At 71.1% G+C, this 15,927-nt stretch carries 10 protein-coding genes; 4 read left to right on the top strand and 6 right to left on the bottom strand.

What is annotated here, in order from left to right:
• The first annotated feature begins 24 nt into the window (after positions 1-24).
• On the top strand, positions 25-795 hold the full coding sequence (locus ACIOD1_RS20185) for an SDR family NAD(P)-dependent oxidoreductase (RefSeq protein WP_401903681.1): 771 nt from the start codon (positions 25-27) through the stop codon (positions 793-795).
• Between the two features lie 33 nt (positions 796-828).
• Here the strand turns inward: ACIOD1_RS20185 and ACIOD1_RS20180 are convergent, their stop codons facing one another.
• The 6 genes from ACIOD1_RS20180 to ACIOD1_RS20155 form a co-directional block, all read right to left on the bottom strand.
• Positions 829-1,347 (bottom strand): DUF4240 domain-containing protein, encoded by a 519-nt coding sequence (locus ACIOD1_RS20180; RefSeq protein WP_365613790.1) that lies wholly within the window; start codon positions 1,345-1,347, stop codon positions 829-831.
• A 115-nt stretch (positions 1,348-1,462) separates the two neighbouring features.
• Positions 1,463-4,147, bottom strand: coding sequence for a pyruvate dehydrogenase (acetyl-transferring), homodimeric type (gene aceE, locus ACIOD1_RS20175; protein WP_401903679.1), 2,685 nt, complete (start codon positions 4,145-4,147; stop codon positions 1,463-1,465).
• 326 nt (positions 4,148-4,473) lie between these two features.
• Positions 4,474-5,097 carry a GntR family transcriptional regulator gene (locus ACIOD1_RS20170; protein WP_365614988.1) on the bottom strand — a complete coding sequence of 208 codons (624 nt, stop codon included), beginning with the start codon at positions 5,095-5,097 and terminating at the stop codon, positions 4,474-4,476.
• 190 nt (positions 5,098-5,287) lie between these two features.
• Positions 5,288-7,048 carry a 2-oxoglutarate dehydrogenase, E2 component, dihydrolipoamide succinyltransferase gene (gene sucB / locus ACIOD1_RS20165; RefSeq protein WP_401903677.1) on the bottom strand — a complete coding sequence of 587 codons (1,761 nt, stop codon included), beginning with the start codon at positions 7,046-7,048 and terminating at the stop codon, positions 5,288-5,290.
• A 53-nt stretch (positions 7,049-7,101) separates the two neighbouring features.
• Positions 7,102-8,490 carry a dihydrolipoyl dehydrogenase gene (gene lpdA / locus ACIOD1_RS20160; protein WP_365613782.1) on the bottom strand — a complete coding sequence of 463 codons (1,389 nt, stop codon included), beginning with the start codon at positions 8,488-8,490 and terminating at the stop codon, positions 7,102-7,104.
• A 310-nt stretch (positions 8,491-8,800) separates the two neighbouring features.
• Positions 8,801-10,333, bottom strand: coding sequence for a leucyl aminopeptidase (locus tag ACIOD1_RS20155; protein WP_365613779.1), 1,533 nt, complete (start codon positions 10,331-10,333; stop codon positions 8,801-8,803).
• A gap of 355 nt (positions 10,334-10,688) precedes the next feature.
• Here ACIOD1_RS20155 and ACIOD1_RS20150 point away from each other — a divergent pair, with 355 nt between their 5' ends.
• From ACIOD1_RS20150 to ACIOD1_RS20140, 3 genes are all read left to right on the top strand, one after another.
• Positions 10,689-12,716 (top strand): hypothetical protein, encoded by a 2,028-nt coding sequence (locus ACIOD1_RS20150; RefSeq protein WP_365613776.1) that lies wholly within the window; start codon positions 10,689-10,691, stop codon positions 12,714-12,716.
• Positions 12,717-12,821: 105 nt separating this feature from the next.
• Complete coding sequence (gene pelF / locus ACIOD1_RS20145) at positions 12,822-14,336, top strand: GT4 family glycosyltransferase PelF (RefSeq protein WP_365613773.1); 1,515 nt, start codon at positions 12,822-12,824, stop codon at positions 14,334-14,336.
• Positions 14,333-15,925 (top strand): hypothetical protein, encoded by a 1,593-nt coding sequence (locus ACIOD1_RS20140; protein WP_365613770.1) that lies wholly within the window; start codon positions 14,333-14,335, stop codon positions 15,923-15,925. The genes pelF and ACIOD1_RS20140 overlap by 4 nt, the downstream gene beginning before the upstream one ends.
• Positions 15,926-15,927: the final 2 nt, after the last annotated feature.

Raw genomic sequence — 15,927 nt, 5'->3', positions numbered from 1 at the left:
CCATCCAGTCGGTACGCTCGCACCATGAACCGTTACGAAGAACGTCGTGTCCTCATCACCGGCGGCGGCTCCGGCATCGGCCAGGCCACCGTCCACCGCATTCTGTCCGAGGGCGGTCGCGTCCACACCGTGGACGTGAACGAAGCCGGCCTCAAGGCCACCGCGGAGCGCGCCGGCGCCGACGGTCACGCCGACCGCCTGACCACCGCCGTCCTGGACATATCCGACGAGGCGTCCGTCAAAGCGGGCGTCGCCGCCGCGGTGGACGCGCTCGGCGGGGTGGACGTGCTGGTCAACGCCGCGGGCATCCTGCGCTCCGCGCACACCCACCAGACCACGCTCGAATTCTGGAACAAGGTCATCGCGGTCAACCTGACCGGGACCTTCCTGATGATCCGCGAGTCGCTTCCCGCGCTGCTCGCCGGCGACCAGCCCGTCGTCGTGAACTTCAGCTCCACGTCGGCGTCCTTCGCCCACCCCTACATGTCCGCCTACGCGGCCAGCAAGGGCGGCATCCAGTCCATGACCCACGCGCTCGCCGCCGAGTACAGCAAGCAGGGCCTGCGCTTCGTCTCCGTGGCCCCCGGCTCCATCGAGTCCGGCATGACCACCGGCAACGGCCCCGGCCTGCCCGAGGACACCGACTGGAGCCTGTTCACCAAGCTCGCCCCGGCCCTCGGCCAGGGCTTCGCGGGCCCCCAGGCCGTGGCCGGCGTCGTCGCCATGCTCGGCTCCGAGGACGGCTCGTTCATCACCGGCACGGAGATCCGCATCGACGGCGGCACGCACTACTAGGCCGTAGACCGCCGCCGCGAACCCCGTGCGGGTTCAGTCGCCGAAGCGGTCCCAGAGCCGGGGGAAGCGTTCGGCCAGCGAGGCCTCGTCCTCAAGGTCGAGCACGGTGCCCTCCGGCTCTGCGGCCTGCTGCGGGACGCCCAGGTCCGGGGGCTGCGACCCGGTCAGCTGCTCGTAGGCCTCGTCCGCCGCGTACCCCAGCTCCTCGCCGTCCCCGTCGATCTCCTCGTCGAACTCGCCCAGCAGCTCGGCGAGGTGGTCGGGGTCGTGGACCCCGCCCTCGAAGACCTCCCGGCCCTGGCCGATCAACCAGCAGCGGAAGTAGTCGAAGGCGTCGTCGCTCGCCCCGTTCAGCAGGATCGCGGCGGCGCCCCACAGCTCCCAGGTGTACGCCCGGTTGTAGCGGGACTCGAAGTGCCTGGCGAAGTCCATGACGGAGTCGGGGTCGAGCCGCACCAGCCGCTCCACGAGGAGGTCGGCATGTTCCTCCGGGTCGCCTTCGGCGGCCGCTCGGGTGCTGTCGACAATCTCCCAGAACTCTGTCTCGTCCATCACCGCTCCAGCATCACGGGTCGGCCCCCGCACCGCCACCGCGCATACGGCCAAAGGCCGGTGTCCGACCCCCGTGGGGGTGGACACCGGCCTTCGTCACGTGTGCGCGGTGCGGCTACAGGCCGTAGCGCTCCCGGGCCTCCTTGATGGAGGACGCGGGGACCTCGCCGCGGCGGGCGAGCTGGGCCAGCGCGGCCACGACGATCGACTGGGCGTCGACACCGAAGTGGCGGCGGGCGCCCTCGCGGGTGTCGGAGAGGCCGAAGCCGTCCGTGCCCAGCGAGGTGTAGTCCTGCTCGACCCACTGGCTGATCTGGTCCGGCACCTGACGCATCCAGTCGGAGACGGCGAGCACCGGGCTGGTGACGCCCTCCAGCGCGCGGGTGACGTAGGGGGTGCGCAGCTCCCCGCGCAGCAGTGCCTCGTCGCAGTCCAGCGCGTCGCGGCGCAGCTCGCCCCACGAGGTGGCGGACCAGACGTCGGCGGACACGTTCCAGTCGGCGGCGAGCAGCTTCTGCGCCTCCAGGACCCAGTGGATCGCCGTACCGGAGGCCATCAGCTGGATCTTCGGCGCGTCGGCGGCCGGGGCCGCCTCCGCCAGGTCGGCCGCCGTGTTGAAGCGGTACAGACCCTTGAGGATGCCTTCCTCGACGCCCTCGGGCATCGCGGGCTGCACCTTCGGCTCGTTGTAGACCGTCAGGTAGTAGAAGACGTCTTCCGGCGTCTCGCCGTACATGCGGCGCAGACCGTCCTTGACGATCACCGCGATCTCGTACGCGAAGGCCGGGTCGTAGTTGAGCGACGCCGGGTTCGTGGACGCGATCAGGTGCGAGTGGCCGTCGGCGTGCTGGAGGCCCTCACCGGTCAGCGTGGTGCGACCGGCGGTGGCGCCGACGATGAAGCCCTTGCCGAGCTGGTCGGCGAGCTGCCACATCTGGTCGGCGGTGCGCTGCCAGCCGAACATCGAGTAGAAGATGTAGAACGGGATCATCGGCTCGCCGTGCGTCGCGTACGACGTGCAGGCGGCGATGAAGTCGGCCATGGCGCCGGCCTCGGTGATCCCCTCGTTGAGGATCTGCCCGTCCTTGGCTTCCTTGTAGTACATGAGCTGGTCGCGGTCGACCGGGTCATAGGTCTGGCCCAGCGGCGAGTAGATGCCGGCCGACGGGAAGAGGGACTCCATACCGAAGGTACGGGCCTCGTCGGGGACGATCGGCACCCAGCGCTTGCCGGTCTCCTTGTCCCGCATCAGGTCCTTGACGAGCCGGACGAAGGCCATGGTGGTGGCCATCTCCTGCTTGCCGGAACCCTTGAGCAGCGGGGCGAAGGAACGGTCCGCCGGAGCCGGCAGGGCCACGTGCTTGACGTTGCGGGCCGGGGCCGGGCCGCCGAGCGCGGCGCGGCGCTCGTTCAGGTACCGGACCTCGGGGCTGTCGGCGCCCGGGTGGCCGTAGGGGACCTGACCGTCGACGAAGGCGCTGTCGGGGATCGGGAGTCCGAGCTTGTCGCGCATGCTCTTGAACTCGTCGATCGTGAGCTTCTTCATCTGGTGGTTCGCGTTCTTCGACTCGAACCCGGCGCCCAGCGTGTAGCCCTTGACGGTCTGCGCGAGGATGACCGTCGGCGCGCCCTTGTGCTCCAGGGCGGCCTTGTACGCGGCGTACACCTTGCGGGGCTCGTGGCCGCCGCGGGAGGTGTGGAAGCACTCGATGATCTTCGCGTCGGACAGCACGCCCGCGAGCTGGACCAGTTCGGTGTTGGCGCCGAAGAAGTGCTCGCGGATGTAGGCCACGTCGCGGGTCGCGTACGTCTGGAACTGCGCGTCCGGTACCTCGCGCAGGCGGCGTACCAGGGCGCCCGTGGTGTCGAGCTGGAACAGCTCGTCCCAGGCGGAGCCCCACAGCGACTTGATGACGTTCCAGCCGGCGCCGCGGAACTGGGCTTCCAGCTCCTGGACCACGCGGAAGTTGGCGCGGACCGGACCGTCGAGGCGCTGCAGGTTGCAGTTGATGACGAAGGTCAGGTTGTCGAGCTGCTCGCGGGAGGCCAGGGCCAGGGCGGCGGTCGACTCGGGCTCGTCCATCTCGCCGTCGCCCAGGAAGGCCCAGACGTGCGAGTTGGCGGTGTCCTTGATGCTCCGGTTCTGCAGGTAGCGGTTGAAGCGCGCCTGGTAGATCGCGGAGAGCGGGCCGAGGCCCATGGACACCGTCGGGAACTCCCACAGCCACGGCAGGCGCCGCGGGTGCGGGTAGGACGGCAGACCGTTGCCGCCGGCCTCCTGGCGGAAGCGGTCGAGCTGCTGCTCGGACACGCGTCCGTCGAGGAAGGCGCGGGCGTAGATGCCGGGGGAGGCGTGGCCCTGGATGTAGAGCTGGTCGCCCGATCCGTCGGCCTCCTTCCCGCGGAAGAAGTGCTGGAAGCCGGTCTCGTACAGCCACGCGGCGGAGGCGAAGGTGGCGATGTGGCCGCCGACGCCGTACTTGGAGCCGCGCGTCACCATGGCGGCCGCGTTCCAGCGGTTCCAGGCGGTGATCTTGGCTTCCATCTCCTCGTCGCCCGGGAACTCGGGCTCGGCGGAGGTGGGGATGGTGTTGACGTAATCCGTCTCAAGGAGCTTCGGCAGGGCGAGGCCGGCGGCCTCGGCGTGCTGGAGCGTGCGACGGAGCAGGTACTCGGCGCGGCGCGTACCGGCGGCCTTGGCGACGGCGTCGAGCGAGGCCGCCCATTCGGCGGTCTCCTCGGTGTCGCGGTCCGGGAGCTGGTCGAGCTCGCTCGGAAGCTTTCCTACGGGGTCGGACATCGGTGTGCGCCGCCTTCCGGACAAAGGAGAGGTGGTGGTGAAGAAAACCCTGACGGGCAGGACAGGGTCAATGGACCCGGGTGGGGTCCGGGTTGACTGTAAAGCGCTGATCGATGATCGATCAAATAAAAGTGACGAATAAATGTCACCTGGCCAAAAGTCGGCACCCGGTGCCATGAATCCAGGCACGCCGTGCCCGTGGGAGGAGTGCACGGCGGCGCGCCGGAAGCCTGCTGGAGACTTCCGAAAAACCGCAGGTCAGGACAGGTTTGACCGGGCCCGCCCGGCGGGCCCGGGGAGGCCCCGGGCGGGCGGGTGGGGCGGGATCAGGCGCGGGGCGCGCACCCGAGGACATGCCGCTTCACGAGCAGGCCGATGTCCGGATCCTGGGCACGGAAGGCCGCGACGAGGGCTTCGTGCTCCTCCGCGTAGGACTTCTGGACCGTCCCGAGCCAGCGGATGGACAGGGCCGTGAAGACCTCGATGCCCAGGCTCTCCCAGGTGTGCAGCAGCACGCTGTTCCCGGCGGCCCGCACCAGCTCCCGGTGGAAGCCCACGGTGTGGCGCACCTGCGCCGTGCCGTCCTCGCTGCGGTCGGCCTCCCACAGGGCCGCCACGTGCGGCTCCAGGGCCGTGCAGTCGGCCGCCAGGCGGGGCGCGGCCAGTTCGGCGGCGATCTGCTCCAGGCCGGCCCGGACCGGGTAGATCTCCTCCAGGTCGGCCGCGGAGAGGTTCCGCACGCGGACCCCCTTGTTCGGCGCCGACTCGATCAGCCGCAGGGTCTCCAGCTCGCGCAGGGCCTCCCGTACGGGCGTCTGGCTGACCTCCAGCTCGACGGCGATGCGCCGCTCCACGATCCGCTCGCCGGGCTTCCAGCGGCCGCTGACGATCCCCTCCACGATGTGCTCGCGGATCTGCTCGCGCAGCGAGTGCACGACGGGTGGGGTGATCATCGGCGGTTCATCTCCTGTGGGGGCGGCACGCAGGGGCTTGATGCGTAGACAATACGGCCGCCGTGGCCTGCTGCGTTGCGTTCCCCGTCAGGGACTGAGGGTGAGGCTCGTTACAACGACGGCGCCCCCGCCCGGACGAGTCCGGACGGGGGCGCCGCCAACGCCCGCCGAGGCAGGGCGCGAGACCTTACAGGCCGAGCTCGACCTCGAACTCGCCGGCCTCAAGGATCGACTTGACGGCCGAGAGGTAACGGGCCGCGTCCGCACCGTCCACCAGACGGTGGTCGTAGGACAGGGTCAGGTACGTCATGTCGCGGATACCGATGTTCGTGCCCTCGGCGGTCTCGATGACCACCGGGCGCTTGACCGTCGCGCCGATGCCCAGGATGGCGACCTGGTTCGGGGGCACGATGACCGTGTCGAACAGCGCACCGCGCGAGCCGGTGTTGCTGATGGTGAAGGTCGCGCCCGACAGCTCGTCCGGCGTGATCTTGTTCCCGCGGACCTTGGCGGCCAGATCGGCGGTCGCCTTGGAGATGCCCGCCAGGTTGAGGCCACCCGCACCCTTGATGACCGGGGTCATCAGGCCCTTCTCGGAGTCGACGGCGATGCCGATGTTCTCCGAGTCGAAGTAGGTGATGGTGCCCTCGTCCTCGTTGATCCGGGCGTTGACGACCGCGTGGGCCTTCAGCGCCTGGGCCGCGGCCTTGACGAAGAACGGCATCGGGGACAGCTTGACGCCCTCCCGGGAGAGGAAGCCGGCCTTGGCCTTCTCGCGCAGCTTCATGATCTTGGTGATGTCCACCTCGACCACGGAGCTGAGCTGCGCCTGCGAGTGCAGGGCCTTCATCATGTTGTCGCCGATGACCTTGCGCATGCGGGTCATCTTGACCGTCTGACCGCGCAGCTCCGAGACCGCGGCGGCAGCCGGGGCCTTGGCGGCCGGGGCGGCCTGGGCCGGAGCGGCGGCGGCGGCCTTGGCTGCCTCGGCGGCGGCCACGACGTCCTGCTTGCGGATACGGCCACCGACACCGGTGCCCGAGACCGTGGACAGGTTGACGCCGGACTCCGAGGCGAGCTTGCGCACCAGCGGGGTCACGTACGCGCCCTCGTCACCGGCCGTGGCCGGGGCGGAGGGAGCGGCCGGGGCGACCGGAGCCGGAGCGGCGACCGGGGCCGGAGCGGCAGCGGGGGCCGCAGCGGCGACCGGAGCCGGGGCAGCGGCCGGAGCCGCCGGAGCGGCGACGGGAGCCGGGGCGGCGGCGGCCGGAGCCGGAGCAGCGGCCGGGGCCGGAGCGGCCGGGGCCGGGGCGGCGGCCGGAGCCGCACCCGCGACACCGATGACGGCGAGACGGGCGCCGACCTCGGCGGTCTCGTCCTCGGCGACCAGGATCTCCAGCAGGGTGCCGGAAACCGGGGCGGGGATCTCGGTGTCGACCTTGTCGGTCGAGACCTCCAGCAGCGGCTCGTCGGCGTCGACGGAGTCGCCGACCTCCTTGAGCCAGCGGGTGACGGTGCCCTCGGTGACGGACTCGCCCAGGGCGGGGAGCACGACGTCGGTGCCGGAAGCGGCACCGGCGGGGGCGGCGGCGGGAGCCTCGGCGGCCGGGGCGGGGGCCGCGGGGGCCTCCGCTGCCGGAGCCGGAGCGGCCGGGGCCTCTTCGGCGGCCGGCTCGGCGGCCGGAGCGGCTGCCTCGGCCGGGGCGCCCGAACCGTCGTCGATGACGGCCAGCTCGGCGCCGACCTCGACGGTCTCGTCCTCGGCGACCTTGATGGAGGCCAGGATGCCGGAGACGGGAGAGGGGATCTCGGTGTCGACCTTGTCGGTCGAGACCTCGAGCAACGGCTCGTCAGCCTCGACGCGCTCGCCCTCGGCCTTCAGCCAACGGGTGACAGTTCCTTCGGTGACGCTCTCGCCGAGCGCCGGAAGGGTTACGGAAACCGACATGGTTTCAGTTGCTCCTTACGAAAGTGCGGAAGTGGTCGTCGCGCCCGTGACGATTAGTCGTGTGCGTGCAGCGGCTTGCCGGCCAGGGCCAGGTGGGCCTCGCCGAGAGCCTCGTTCTGGGTCGGGTGCGCGTGGATGAGCTGCGCGACCTCGGCCGGCAGGGCTTCCCAGTTGTAGATCAGCTGGGCCTCGCCGACCTGCTCGCCCATCCGGTCACCGACCATGTGGACGCCGACCACGGCACCGTCCTTGACCTGGACGAGCTTGATCTCGCCCGCGGTCTTCAGGATCTTGCTCTTGCCGTTGCCCGCAAGGTTGTACTTCAGCGCCACGACCTTGTCCGCGCCGTAGATCTCCTTGGCCTTGGCCTCGGTGATGCCGACGGAAGCGACCTCGGGGTGGCAGTAGGTGACGCGCGGGACACCGTCGTAGTCGATCGGGACGGCCTTCAGGCCGGCCAGACGCTCCGCGACCAGGATGCCCTCGGCGAAGCCGACGTGCGCGAGCTGGAGGGTCGGGACGAGGTCGCCGACCGCCGAGACGGTCGGCACGTTGGTCTGCATGTACTCGTCGACCACGACGTAGCCGCGGTCCATCGCGACGCCCTGCTCCTCGTAGCCCAGGCCCTGGGAGACGGGGCCGCGGCCGATCGCGACCAGCAGCACCTCCGCCTCGAAGGTCTTGCCGTCGGCGAGGGTGACGCGCACACCGTTCTCGGTGTACTCGGCCTTGTCGAAGAAGGTGCCCAGGTTGAACTTGATGCCGCGCTTGCGGAACGCGCGCTCAAGGATCTTGGAGCTGTTCTCGTCCTCGACCGGCACGAGGTGCTTGAGGCCCTCGACGATGGTGACGTCGGTGCCGAAGGACTTCCACGCCGAGGCGAACTCGACGCCGATGACGCCGCCGCCCAGGACGATCGCGGACTCCGGCACGCGGTCCAGGACCAGAGCGTGGTCCGAGGAGATGATGCGGTTGCCGTCGATGTTCAGGCCCGGCAGGGACTTCGGCACGGAGCCGGTCGCCAGCAGGATGTGGCGGCCCTGGACGCGGGTGCCGTTCACGTCGACGGAAGTCGGCGAGGAGAGGCGGCCCTCACCCTCGATGTAGGTGACCTTGCGGGAGGCGACCAGCCCCTGCAGGCCCTTGTAGAGGCCGGAGATGACCTCGTCCTTGTACTTGTGCACCCCGGCGATGTCGATGCCCTCGAAAGAGGCCTTCACGCCGAACTGGCCGGCTTCGCGCGCCTGGTCCGCGATCTCACCGGCGTGCAGCAGAGCCTTCGTGGGGATGCAGCCGTTGTGCAGGCAGGTGCCGCCGAGCTTGTTCTTCTCGATCAGCGCAACGTCGAGACCCAGCTGGGATGCGCGGAGAGCCGCGGCGTAACCGCCACTGCCACCGCCGAGGATCACTAGGTCGAAAACGGTGCTGGCGTCGTTCGCCACGTCACGTCCTCCATGCATGTGCGCCGGGCACCGGTCCTCTGTGACCGGGCGGCGGCTGGTAATCGGCCGCTTGCTTCTTCGGCCCTGTGGTGGGGGCCCTGTCCTGCCGAGAACCCATCTTCGCATTTGTCGGGGGAACGCGGGACGCCGGGCCCGGCATGTGGCAAGTCGATCCGCACGAAGCAAGGGTTACCGCGGCGTATGAAGGTACGGATTTCGTTGTGGGTGAACGCGCCTCAAGCCCCGATCGAGCGTGCGACCGGGGCTTGAGGCGTACGTCACACTTCGCGCGCGGGGCGCGGGTCCCGCGTCAGCCCAGGTCGCCGGTGGCGGTGCGCTCGGCGAGACGGACCAGCGTGCGCACGGCGGAGCCGGTGCCGCCCTTGGGGGTGTAGCCGTACGGGCCGCCCTCGTGGAAGGCCGGGCCGGCGATGTCGAGGTGGGCCCAGGTGATGCCCTCGCCGACGAACTCCTGGAGGAAGAGACCCGCGACCAGGCCGCCGCCCATCCGGACACCCATGTTGGCGATGTCGGCGGTGGGGGAGTCCATGGTCTTGCGCAGGTCCTCGGGGAGCGGCATCGGCCAGGAGGACTCGCCGACCTCCTCCGCGATCTCGTGGATCGAGGTGCGGAACGCGTCGTCGTTCGCCATGATCCCGAAGGTGCGGTCACCGAGGGCGAGCACCATGGCGCCGGTCAGGGTGGCGACGTCGACGATCGCGTCCGGGTTGTCCTCGGAGGCCTTGGTCAGCGCGTCGCCCAGGACGAGGCGGCCCTCGGCGTCCGTGTTGAGGACCTCGACGGTCTTGCCGCTGTACATGCGCAGCACGTCGCCGGGCTTGGTGGCGGAACCGGAGGGCATGTTCTCGGCGAGGGCGAGCCAACCGGTGACGTTGACCTGGAGGCCCAGCTTGGCGGCCGCGATGACGGAGGCGAACACGGCGGCGGCGCCGGCCATGTCGCACTTCATCGTCTCGTTGTGGCCGGCCGGCTTCAGGGAGATGCCGCCCGAGTCGTAGGTGATGCCCTTGCCGACGTAGGCGAGGGTCTTCTCCGCCTTGGGGTGGGTGTAGGTCAGCTTGACCAGGCGCGGCGGGTTCTCGGAGCCCTTGCCGACGCCCATGATGCCGCCGTAGCCACCCTTGACCAGGGCCTTCTCGTCCAGGACCTGGACCTTGACGCCGTTCTCCTTCGCGGCCGCGGAAGCGACGGCGGCGAAGGCCTCGGGGGTGAGGTCGTTCGGCGGGGTGTTGACCAGGTCGCGGGCGATGTTGACCTCGGCCGCCACGACGGAGGCGCGCTCGGCCGCGGCCTTGTGCTCCTTGTCGCGCGGCTTGGCGCCGAGCAGGGCCACCTCGGCCAGCGGCAGCTTGGGGCCGCCGTTCTTGGCGCCGTTCTTCTTCTCGCCGCCCTGGTAGGCGGTGAAGGCGTACGCGCCCAGGAGCGCGCCCTCGGCCACCGCGGTCACCGCGGAGGCGTCGTCCAAGGGGAGCGCGAAGGCGGCCTTCTTGGCACCGTGCAGCGCGCGGGCGGCGGCGCCGGCGGCGCGGCGCAGGGCCTCCTCGTCGAAGGACTCGTCCTGCTCGGGTGCCGCGCCCAGACCGACCGCCAGCACGACCGGGACCTTGAGGCCGGCCGGCGCGGGCAGCTTGGTGATCTCGCCTTCGGCGCCCGAGGCACCGAGTGCGTCGAGCACGGCGGCGAGCTTTCCGTCGAACGCCTTGTCCACGGCCTCCGCGCCGGCGGCGACGACGGGTCCCTTCGGGCCCTTCGCCACGCCGACGACGAGGGCGTCGGCGCGCAGCGTGGCCGCGCCGGCAGTGCTGAGAGTCAGAACAGTCACGGTGGTGAAGTCTCTCTTCCGTTTGTGTGTAGAGGAGCCGCGGACGCGTCGGGGTCGCCGGTCGCTCCGCAGCGATCGTATTCGGGCCCGTCGGCCGCCGGAAATGAGCCTACGCGCCCGTACTCGTCCGTACGGCACTCGATGATTTGTCAAGATGTTCGATCAATGCGCCTACAGGTTCACCCATCTGTGGACTCTGCTCCAGGTTTGCCCCGTAGACGTGACGAGGTCCGAGAGACTCGAGCCACTCTCGCAAGGGGACGCGGGGTTCCTTTGCATGATTTCCACAGTGCCTCCCCGGCCCGGCCTTCCGCCTTGGGTCGTTCCGAGGGATGCCTGCGGGGGGAAGGCCGACATGGTCAAGAAGAACCGGATGAACAAGGTCGCCGCCGCCATGGCCGCGGCAGCCTTGATGTCCGTCGCCGTACCCGCCGCGACCGCGCAGGCCGCGGTCGCGACACCGCGCATCGACCTGAAGGTGCTGGTCGTCGACGACGGTGGCAGCTCGGTCGAGGCGCTCACCGCGGAACTCCGGGACACGGGAGTCCCGTTCACCCGGGTGGACCTGGGCAGCACGAGCCGCCCGGTGATCAACGCGGCGTACCTCAGCGACACGGTCGACGGCCGGCCGCGCGCCAAGTTCCAGGGGGTGATCCTGCCGAACGAGAACCCGTTCGGTGCGGGCTCGGCCGAGATGGCCGCGCTCACGGCGTACGAGACGACGTACGGCATCCGCCAGGTGGACGCCTACACCTGGGCGCACCCCGAGGTCGGGCTGGAGTACACCGACAACGGTGGCTACGGCGGCACCCTCGACGGGACCCAGGCCTCGATCACCGCGGCCGGCAAGGCGGGCCCCTTCGCCTACCTCGGGGGACAGGTCACCTTCGAGGACAACTCGCCGCTGGTCCCGGAGAGCTACGGCTTCATGGGCAAGCCGCGCGCCGGCTACACCAGCTACCTCGACGCCCCCGTCGGCTCCGGACGGGCCTCGCTCGTCGGCGAGTACACCCACGACGGGCGCAGCGAACTGGTCGTCACCTTCGGCTACAACCAGTACCAGCAGCAGTTCCGGCTGATCGCCCGCGGCGTCGTCGAATGGCTCACCCAGGGGGTCCACCTCGGCCAGGAGCGGAACTACTTCGCCGTCCACGTCGACGACGTCTTCGCCCCGGACGCCCGCTGGAGCAAGGACCTCAACTGCACGCCGGGCGACTACGCCTGCGCGGGCGGCGAGGGCCAGGAGAGCGACATCCGCATGACCGCCGCGGACGCCCAGTACGCGGCCCAGTGGCAGACGAGCAAGAACTTCAAGCTCGACATGCTCTTCAACGCGGGAGCGGGGGAGGAGTGGAAGGCGGAGCACGGCGGGGTGGACGCGCTGACCGCCCAGCTGATCGCCGACCGGGCCAAGTACCGGTGGATGAACCACACCTACACCCACCTGTTCCTCGGCTGCGCCCAGGACGTCAGCACCTCGCCCTGGACCTGCACGAAGACCGCGCAGGGCGCGACCAACTACATGAGCCGGGCCGAGATCTCCGCGCAGATCCGCGACAACTACAACTGGGCCGTCTCCAAGGGCATCACCACCGACCGCACCGAGCTGGTCACCGGTGAGCACTCCGGCCTCAAGACGCTTCCGCAGCAGCCCGCGGACAACCCCAACCTCGCCGGCGCCTTCGCCGACAACGGGGTCAAGTGGGCGGGCAGCGACAACTCCCGCGAGCCCGACCAGCGGGCCGTGGGCGCCGCCCTGACCGTCCCGCGCTACCCGATGAACGTGTACTACAACACGGGCACCAACGCGGAGATGGCCGACGAGTACAACTGGATCTACACCAGCCGCGAGGACGGCGGCAGCGGCCTCTGCGAGGACAACCCCGCGACCTCCACCTGCCTGCCGGACCCGCTGGACGCCACCAACGGCTACCTCGACTACATCGTCCCGGCCGAGGCCCGCACCGCCCTGCGGCACGTCATCAACAACGACCCGAAGCCGCACTACGTCCACCAGTCCAACCTCGCCGAGGACCGCACCCTGTACCCGGTGCTCAACCAGGTGCTCGACACCTACCGGACCCTCTACGCGCCCACCGCGCCCCTCGTCAACCAGAGCATGAAGGACACCGGCGTCGAGCTGAGCCGCCGCACCGCCTGGAACAAGGCGCTCGCCAACAACCAGGTCACCGCCTACCGCATCGGCAAGGACGTCACCGTCAAGGCGCCGTCCGGCGTGCTCGCCCCGATCACCGCGCCCAACGGGACCAAGAAGCAGCTCCTCCTCGGCACCACGGACTTCGGCACCGCCTACGCCGGCACCCGTTCCACCTGGAGCGGGCCCGAACTCCTCCAGTCCGCGGTCACCCTGAAGCTCGCCTGACCGCCCGGCTGAACCGCCCGTAGATCTCCACCCGTACCACCTAGCGCCGGCGCTCCGCGACATCACGGGCGCCGGCCCCTTTTCCGTCCTGGGGGGACACACCGCATGAGCCATGGGCGTCATGTCACCATGCTCACCGAAGGCACCTACCCGCACGTCCACGGCGGGGTCAGCACCTGGTGCGACCAGTTGGTCCGCGGTATGCCGGAGGTCGACTTCAACGTCATAGCCCTGACCGGCTCCGGACGTGAGCCGGTCACCTGGGAACTGCCGAGGAACGTGTACCGGCACACCGCCGTCCCGCTCTGGGGGCCGCCCTCGCCCCGGACCCTGCGCTCCACCCTGAGGGGCAAGGAGCGGCGCCGCTTCACCGAGACGTACGAGACCTTCCTGCTCTCGCTCCTCGACCCCGCCCGCGGCGGCTTCTCCGAGGCCCTCGGAGAACTCGCCCGACTGGCCCGCTCCGGCAAACTCGGGCCGGCCCTGCGCTCCGAATCGGTACTGCGCCTCCTGATGGCCGTCTGGACCCGCCCCGGCCTGATCACCGCCGAGGCCGAGCCCACCATCCACGATGCGCTGACCGCCACCGACCTGCTCGAACACGCCCTGCGCCCGCTGTCCGTGCGGATCCCGCCGGACAGCGTCGCCCACGCGGTCAGCAGCGGCCTCGCCACCCTCCCCGCCCTCGCCGCGAAACGCCTCGACGGGGTGCCCTTCCTCCTCACCGAGCACGGCATCTACCTGCGCGAGCGCTACCTCGGCTACCGCACCGCCGCCCAACGCTGGCCCGTCAAGGCGCTGATGCTGGGCTTCTACCGGGAGTTGAACTCCGAGGGCTACCGACAGGCCGACCTGATCACCCCCTGCAACCAGTACAACCGCCGCTGGGAGGAGCGCGGGGGCGCCGACTCCGAGCGGATCCGCACCGTCTACAACGGCGTCGACCCGCACGCCTTCCCCGAGGCCGGACCCGAGCCGGAGGTCCCCACCCTCAGCTGGTGCGGACGCATCGACCCGATCAAGGACCTCGAAACCCTCGTCCGCGCCTACGCGTTCATGCGCGAGGAGCTGCCCGCACTGCGCCTGCGCCTCTTCGGCCCGGTCCCGGCCGGCTGCGAGGAGTACCGGCTCCGCCTGGAGAAGCTCGCGGCCGAACTGGGCGTCTCGGACGGCATCACCTTCGAGGGCCGCGTCGACGAGGTCGCCAAGGCCTACGCGGCGGGCAGCATCGTGATGCTCTCCAGCATCAGCGAGGGCTTCCCCTTCAGCATCATCGAGGCCATGTCCTGCGGCCGCACCACCGTCTCCACCGACGTCGGCGGGGTCCGCGAGGCCGTCGGCGACACCGGGCTCGTCGTCCCGCCCCGGGAACCGGAGACCATGGCCCGCGCCACCCTCGCCCTGCTCCGCGACGACGAACGCCGCGCCGAGCTGGGCCGGATGTCGCGCAAGCGGGTCGTCGAGAAGTTCACCCTCCACCAGTCCGTGGACGGCTTCCGCCACATCTACCGCGAACTCGCCGGCCAGCCCGTGCTGCCCGTCCACGCGGGCGACGACTGGACCCAGCGCCTCGCCGACCCCTGGTACAAGGAGCTCGCGGCCGACGGGAGCCTGTGGTGAGCGGATCCCTCTGGCTCGATCCCCCCGGCCCGGAAGCGGGCCGGGTCCACGCCGGCCGCGCCCCCGCGGCCCGACCCGGGTATCGGACCGACACCCTGCCCGCCGTCCCCCGGCCCCGCGGCGGCGGGCCGGGGGCGGGGGCCGCCGACCCCATGGACGAACTCGCCCGGCGCCTCGACGTGTTCATCTCGGCGGCCGTCCACCCCGACGAGATCGCCGCCGTCCTCGAATCGGACGGCATGAACGACGAGTACATCCGCCTCACCTACGGCCGTGCGGACTCCTTCACCCTCGCCGAGGAACTGTACGCCCGCGTCCCGCGCTCCTTCCCGGAGCCGGACCAGGCCCCCGACCCCTGGAAGGTCTCCCTCACCGCCTGCCTGCTGCGCGGACTGATCTTCGCCCTGCCCGGCCTGGCCTACGTCCTGGGCGCCCCCCTCCTGGAGGGCCCCCCGGACCGCGTCGGCCTGCCCGCCGGCACCCTCACCCTGCTCGCCGGCGCCCTCATCGGCTGGGTCTGGGACCAGACCCTGTCCCACCGCGCCTACTCCTGGCTCGGCCTCGGCGACCGGGACGCCGCCCGGCGCACCCTCCTCGCCGGAGCCCCCGCCGGAGCCCTCCTCGGCACCGCCGCCGCCCTCGCGGTCCCCGGCGGGCCACCGTTCTCCTACGCGTTCGCCGCCGGGCAGGCCATGTACGTGGGCTCCGCCACCGTCCTGTTGGTCCTCGGCCGGGAGCGGCTGCTGTTCGCCGCCCTCGCCCCGATGGCCGCCGGGGCCGTGCTCGCCCTCTTCACCGACCCGCCCGTACCGCTGCGGGTCACCCTGCTCCTGGTGTCCCTGCTGGCCGCCTGCACCCTCGCCGTCCGCGAACTCCCGCTCGCCGAGGGCGTCCGGGCCGGCGTGGCCAGGATCCGCCGCTGGACCGAGCGCCGCCCGGGCGACGGCGGCCCGGTGCGCTGGCAGATGCTGCGCGGCTCCGAGGAGGAGTACACCCGGCGCGGACCCCGGATCGGGGACTCCGTGCCCTACGGGGTCTTCGGCCTCGGCACCGGCCTGCTCGTGCTGTACGCCGCCCTCGGGGAGGTGCTCGCCGGCGGCCCCGCCGAGGCCGTCGCCGCGCCGTCCGCGGTGGCCCTCACCCTCAGCATGGGCCCCGCCGAATGGCTGCTGCACCGCTTCCGCAGCGGCAGCCTCGCCGGGCTCCGGGCCGCCCGCTCGCCCCGGGCGTTCCGCACCCGCATGCTGACCACCCTGGCCCGGTGCCTCGCCGCCTACCTCGCGGTGCTGCTCGCCCTGGGAGTCGGCGGGACCCTGCTGTGGCCCGACGCCCCCGGCCTGAGCGGCCTGCGCGTCGCGACCCTGCTCCTGCTCGGCGCCGTCATGTGGACCGGGCTGCTGCTCCAGTCCTTCGGCGCCGTCCGGCCCGCCGCCGTGGTCTGCGCCTCGGCGGCCGTCGTGCAGAGCCTGGCCCTGCTCGTCGGCGCCGGCCAGCCCCGACTGGTACAGCTGGTCGTGGCCTCCACCGCCGCGGCGGCCCTGGCCGTCCTGGTCTGCCTGCTCCTCGGCCGGGCGACGGCCCACCGCTGAGC

The organism is Streptomyces sp. NPDC088097, from assembly GCF_044741845.1.
In the GTDB taxonomy this organism is placed as follows: domain Bacteria; phylum Actinomycetota; class Actinomycetes; order Streptomycetales; family Streptomycetaceae; genus Streptomyces.
Note: the sequence above shows the minus strand (reverse complement) of the source record. Positions and strands in the feature narration are given on the sequence as shown.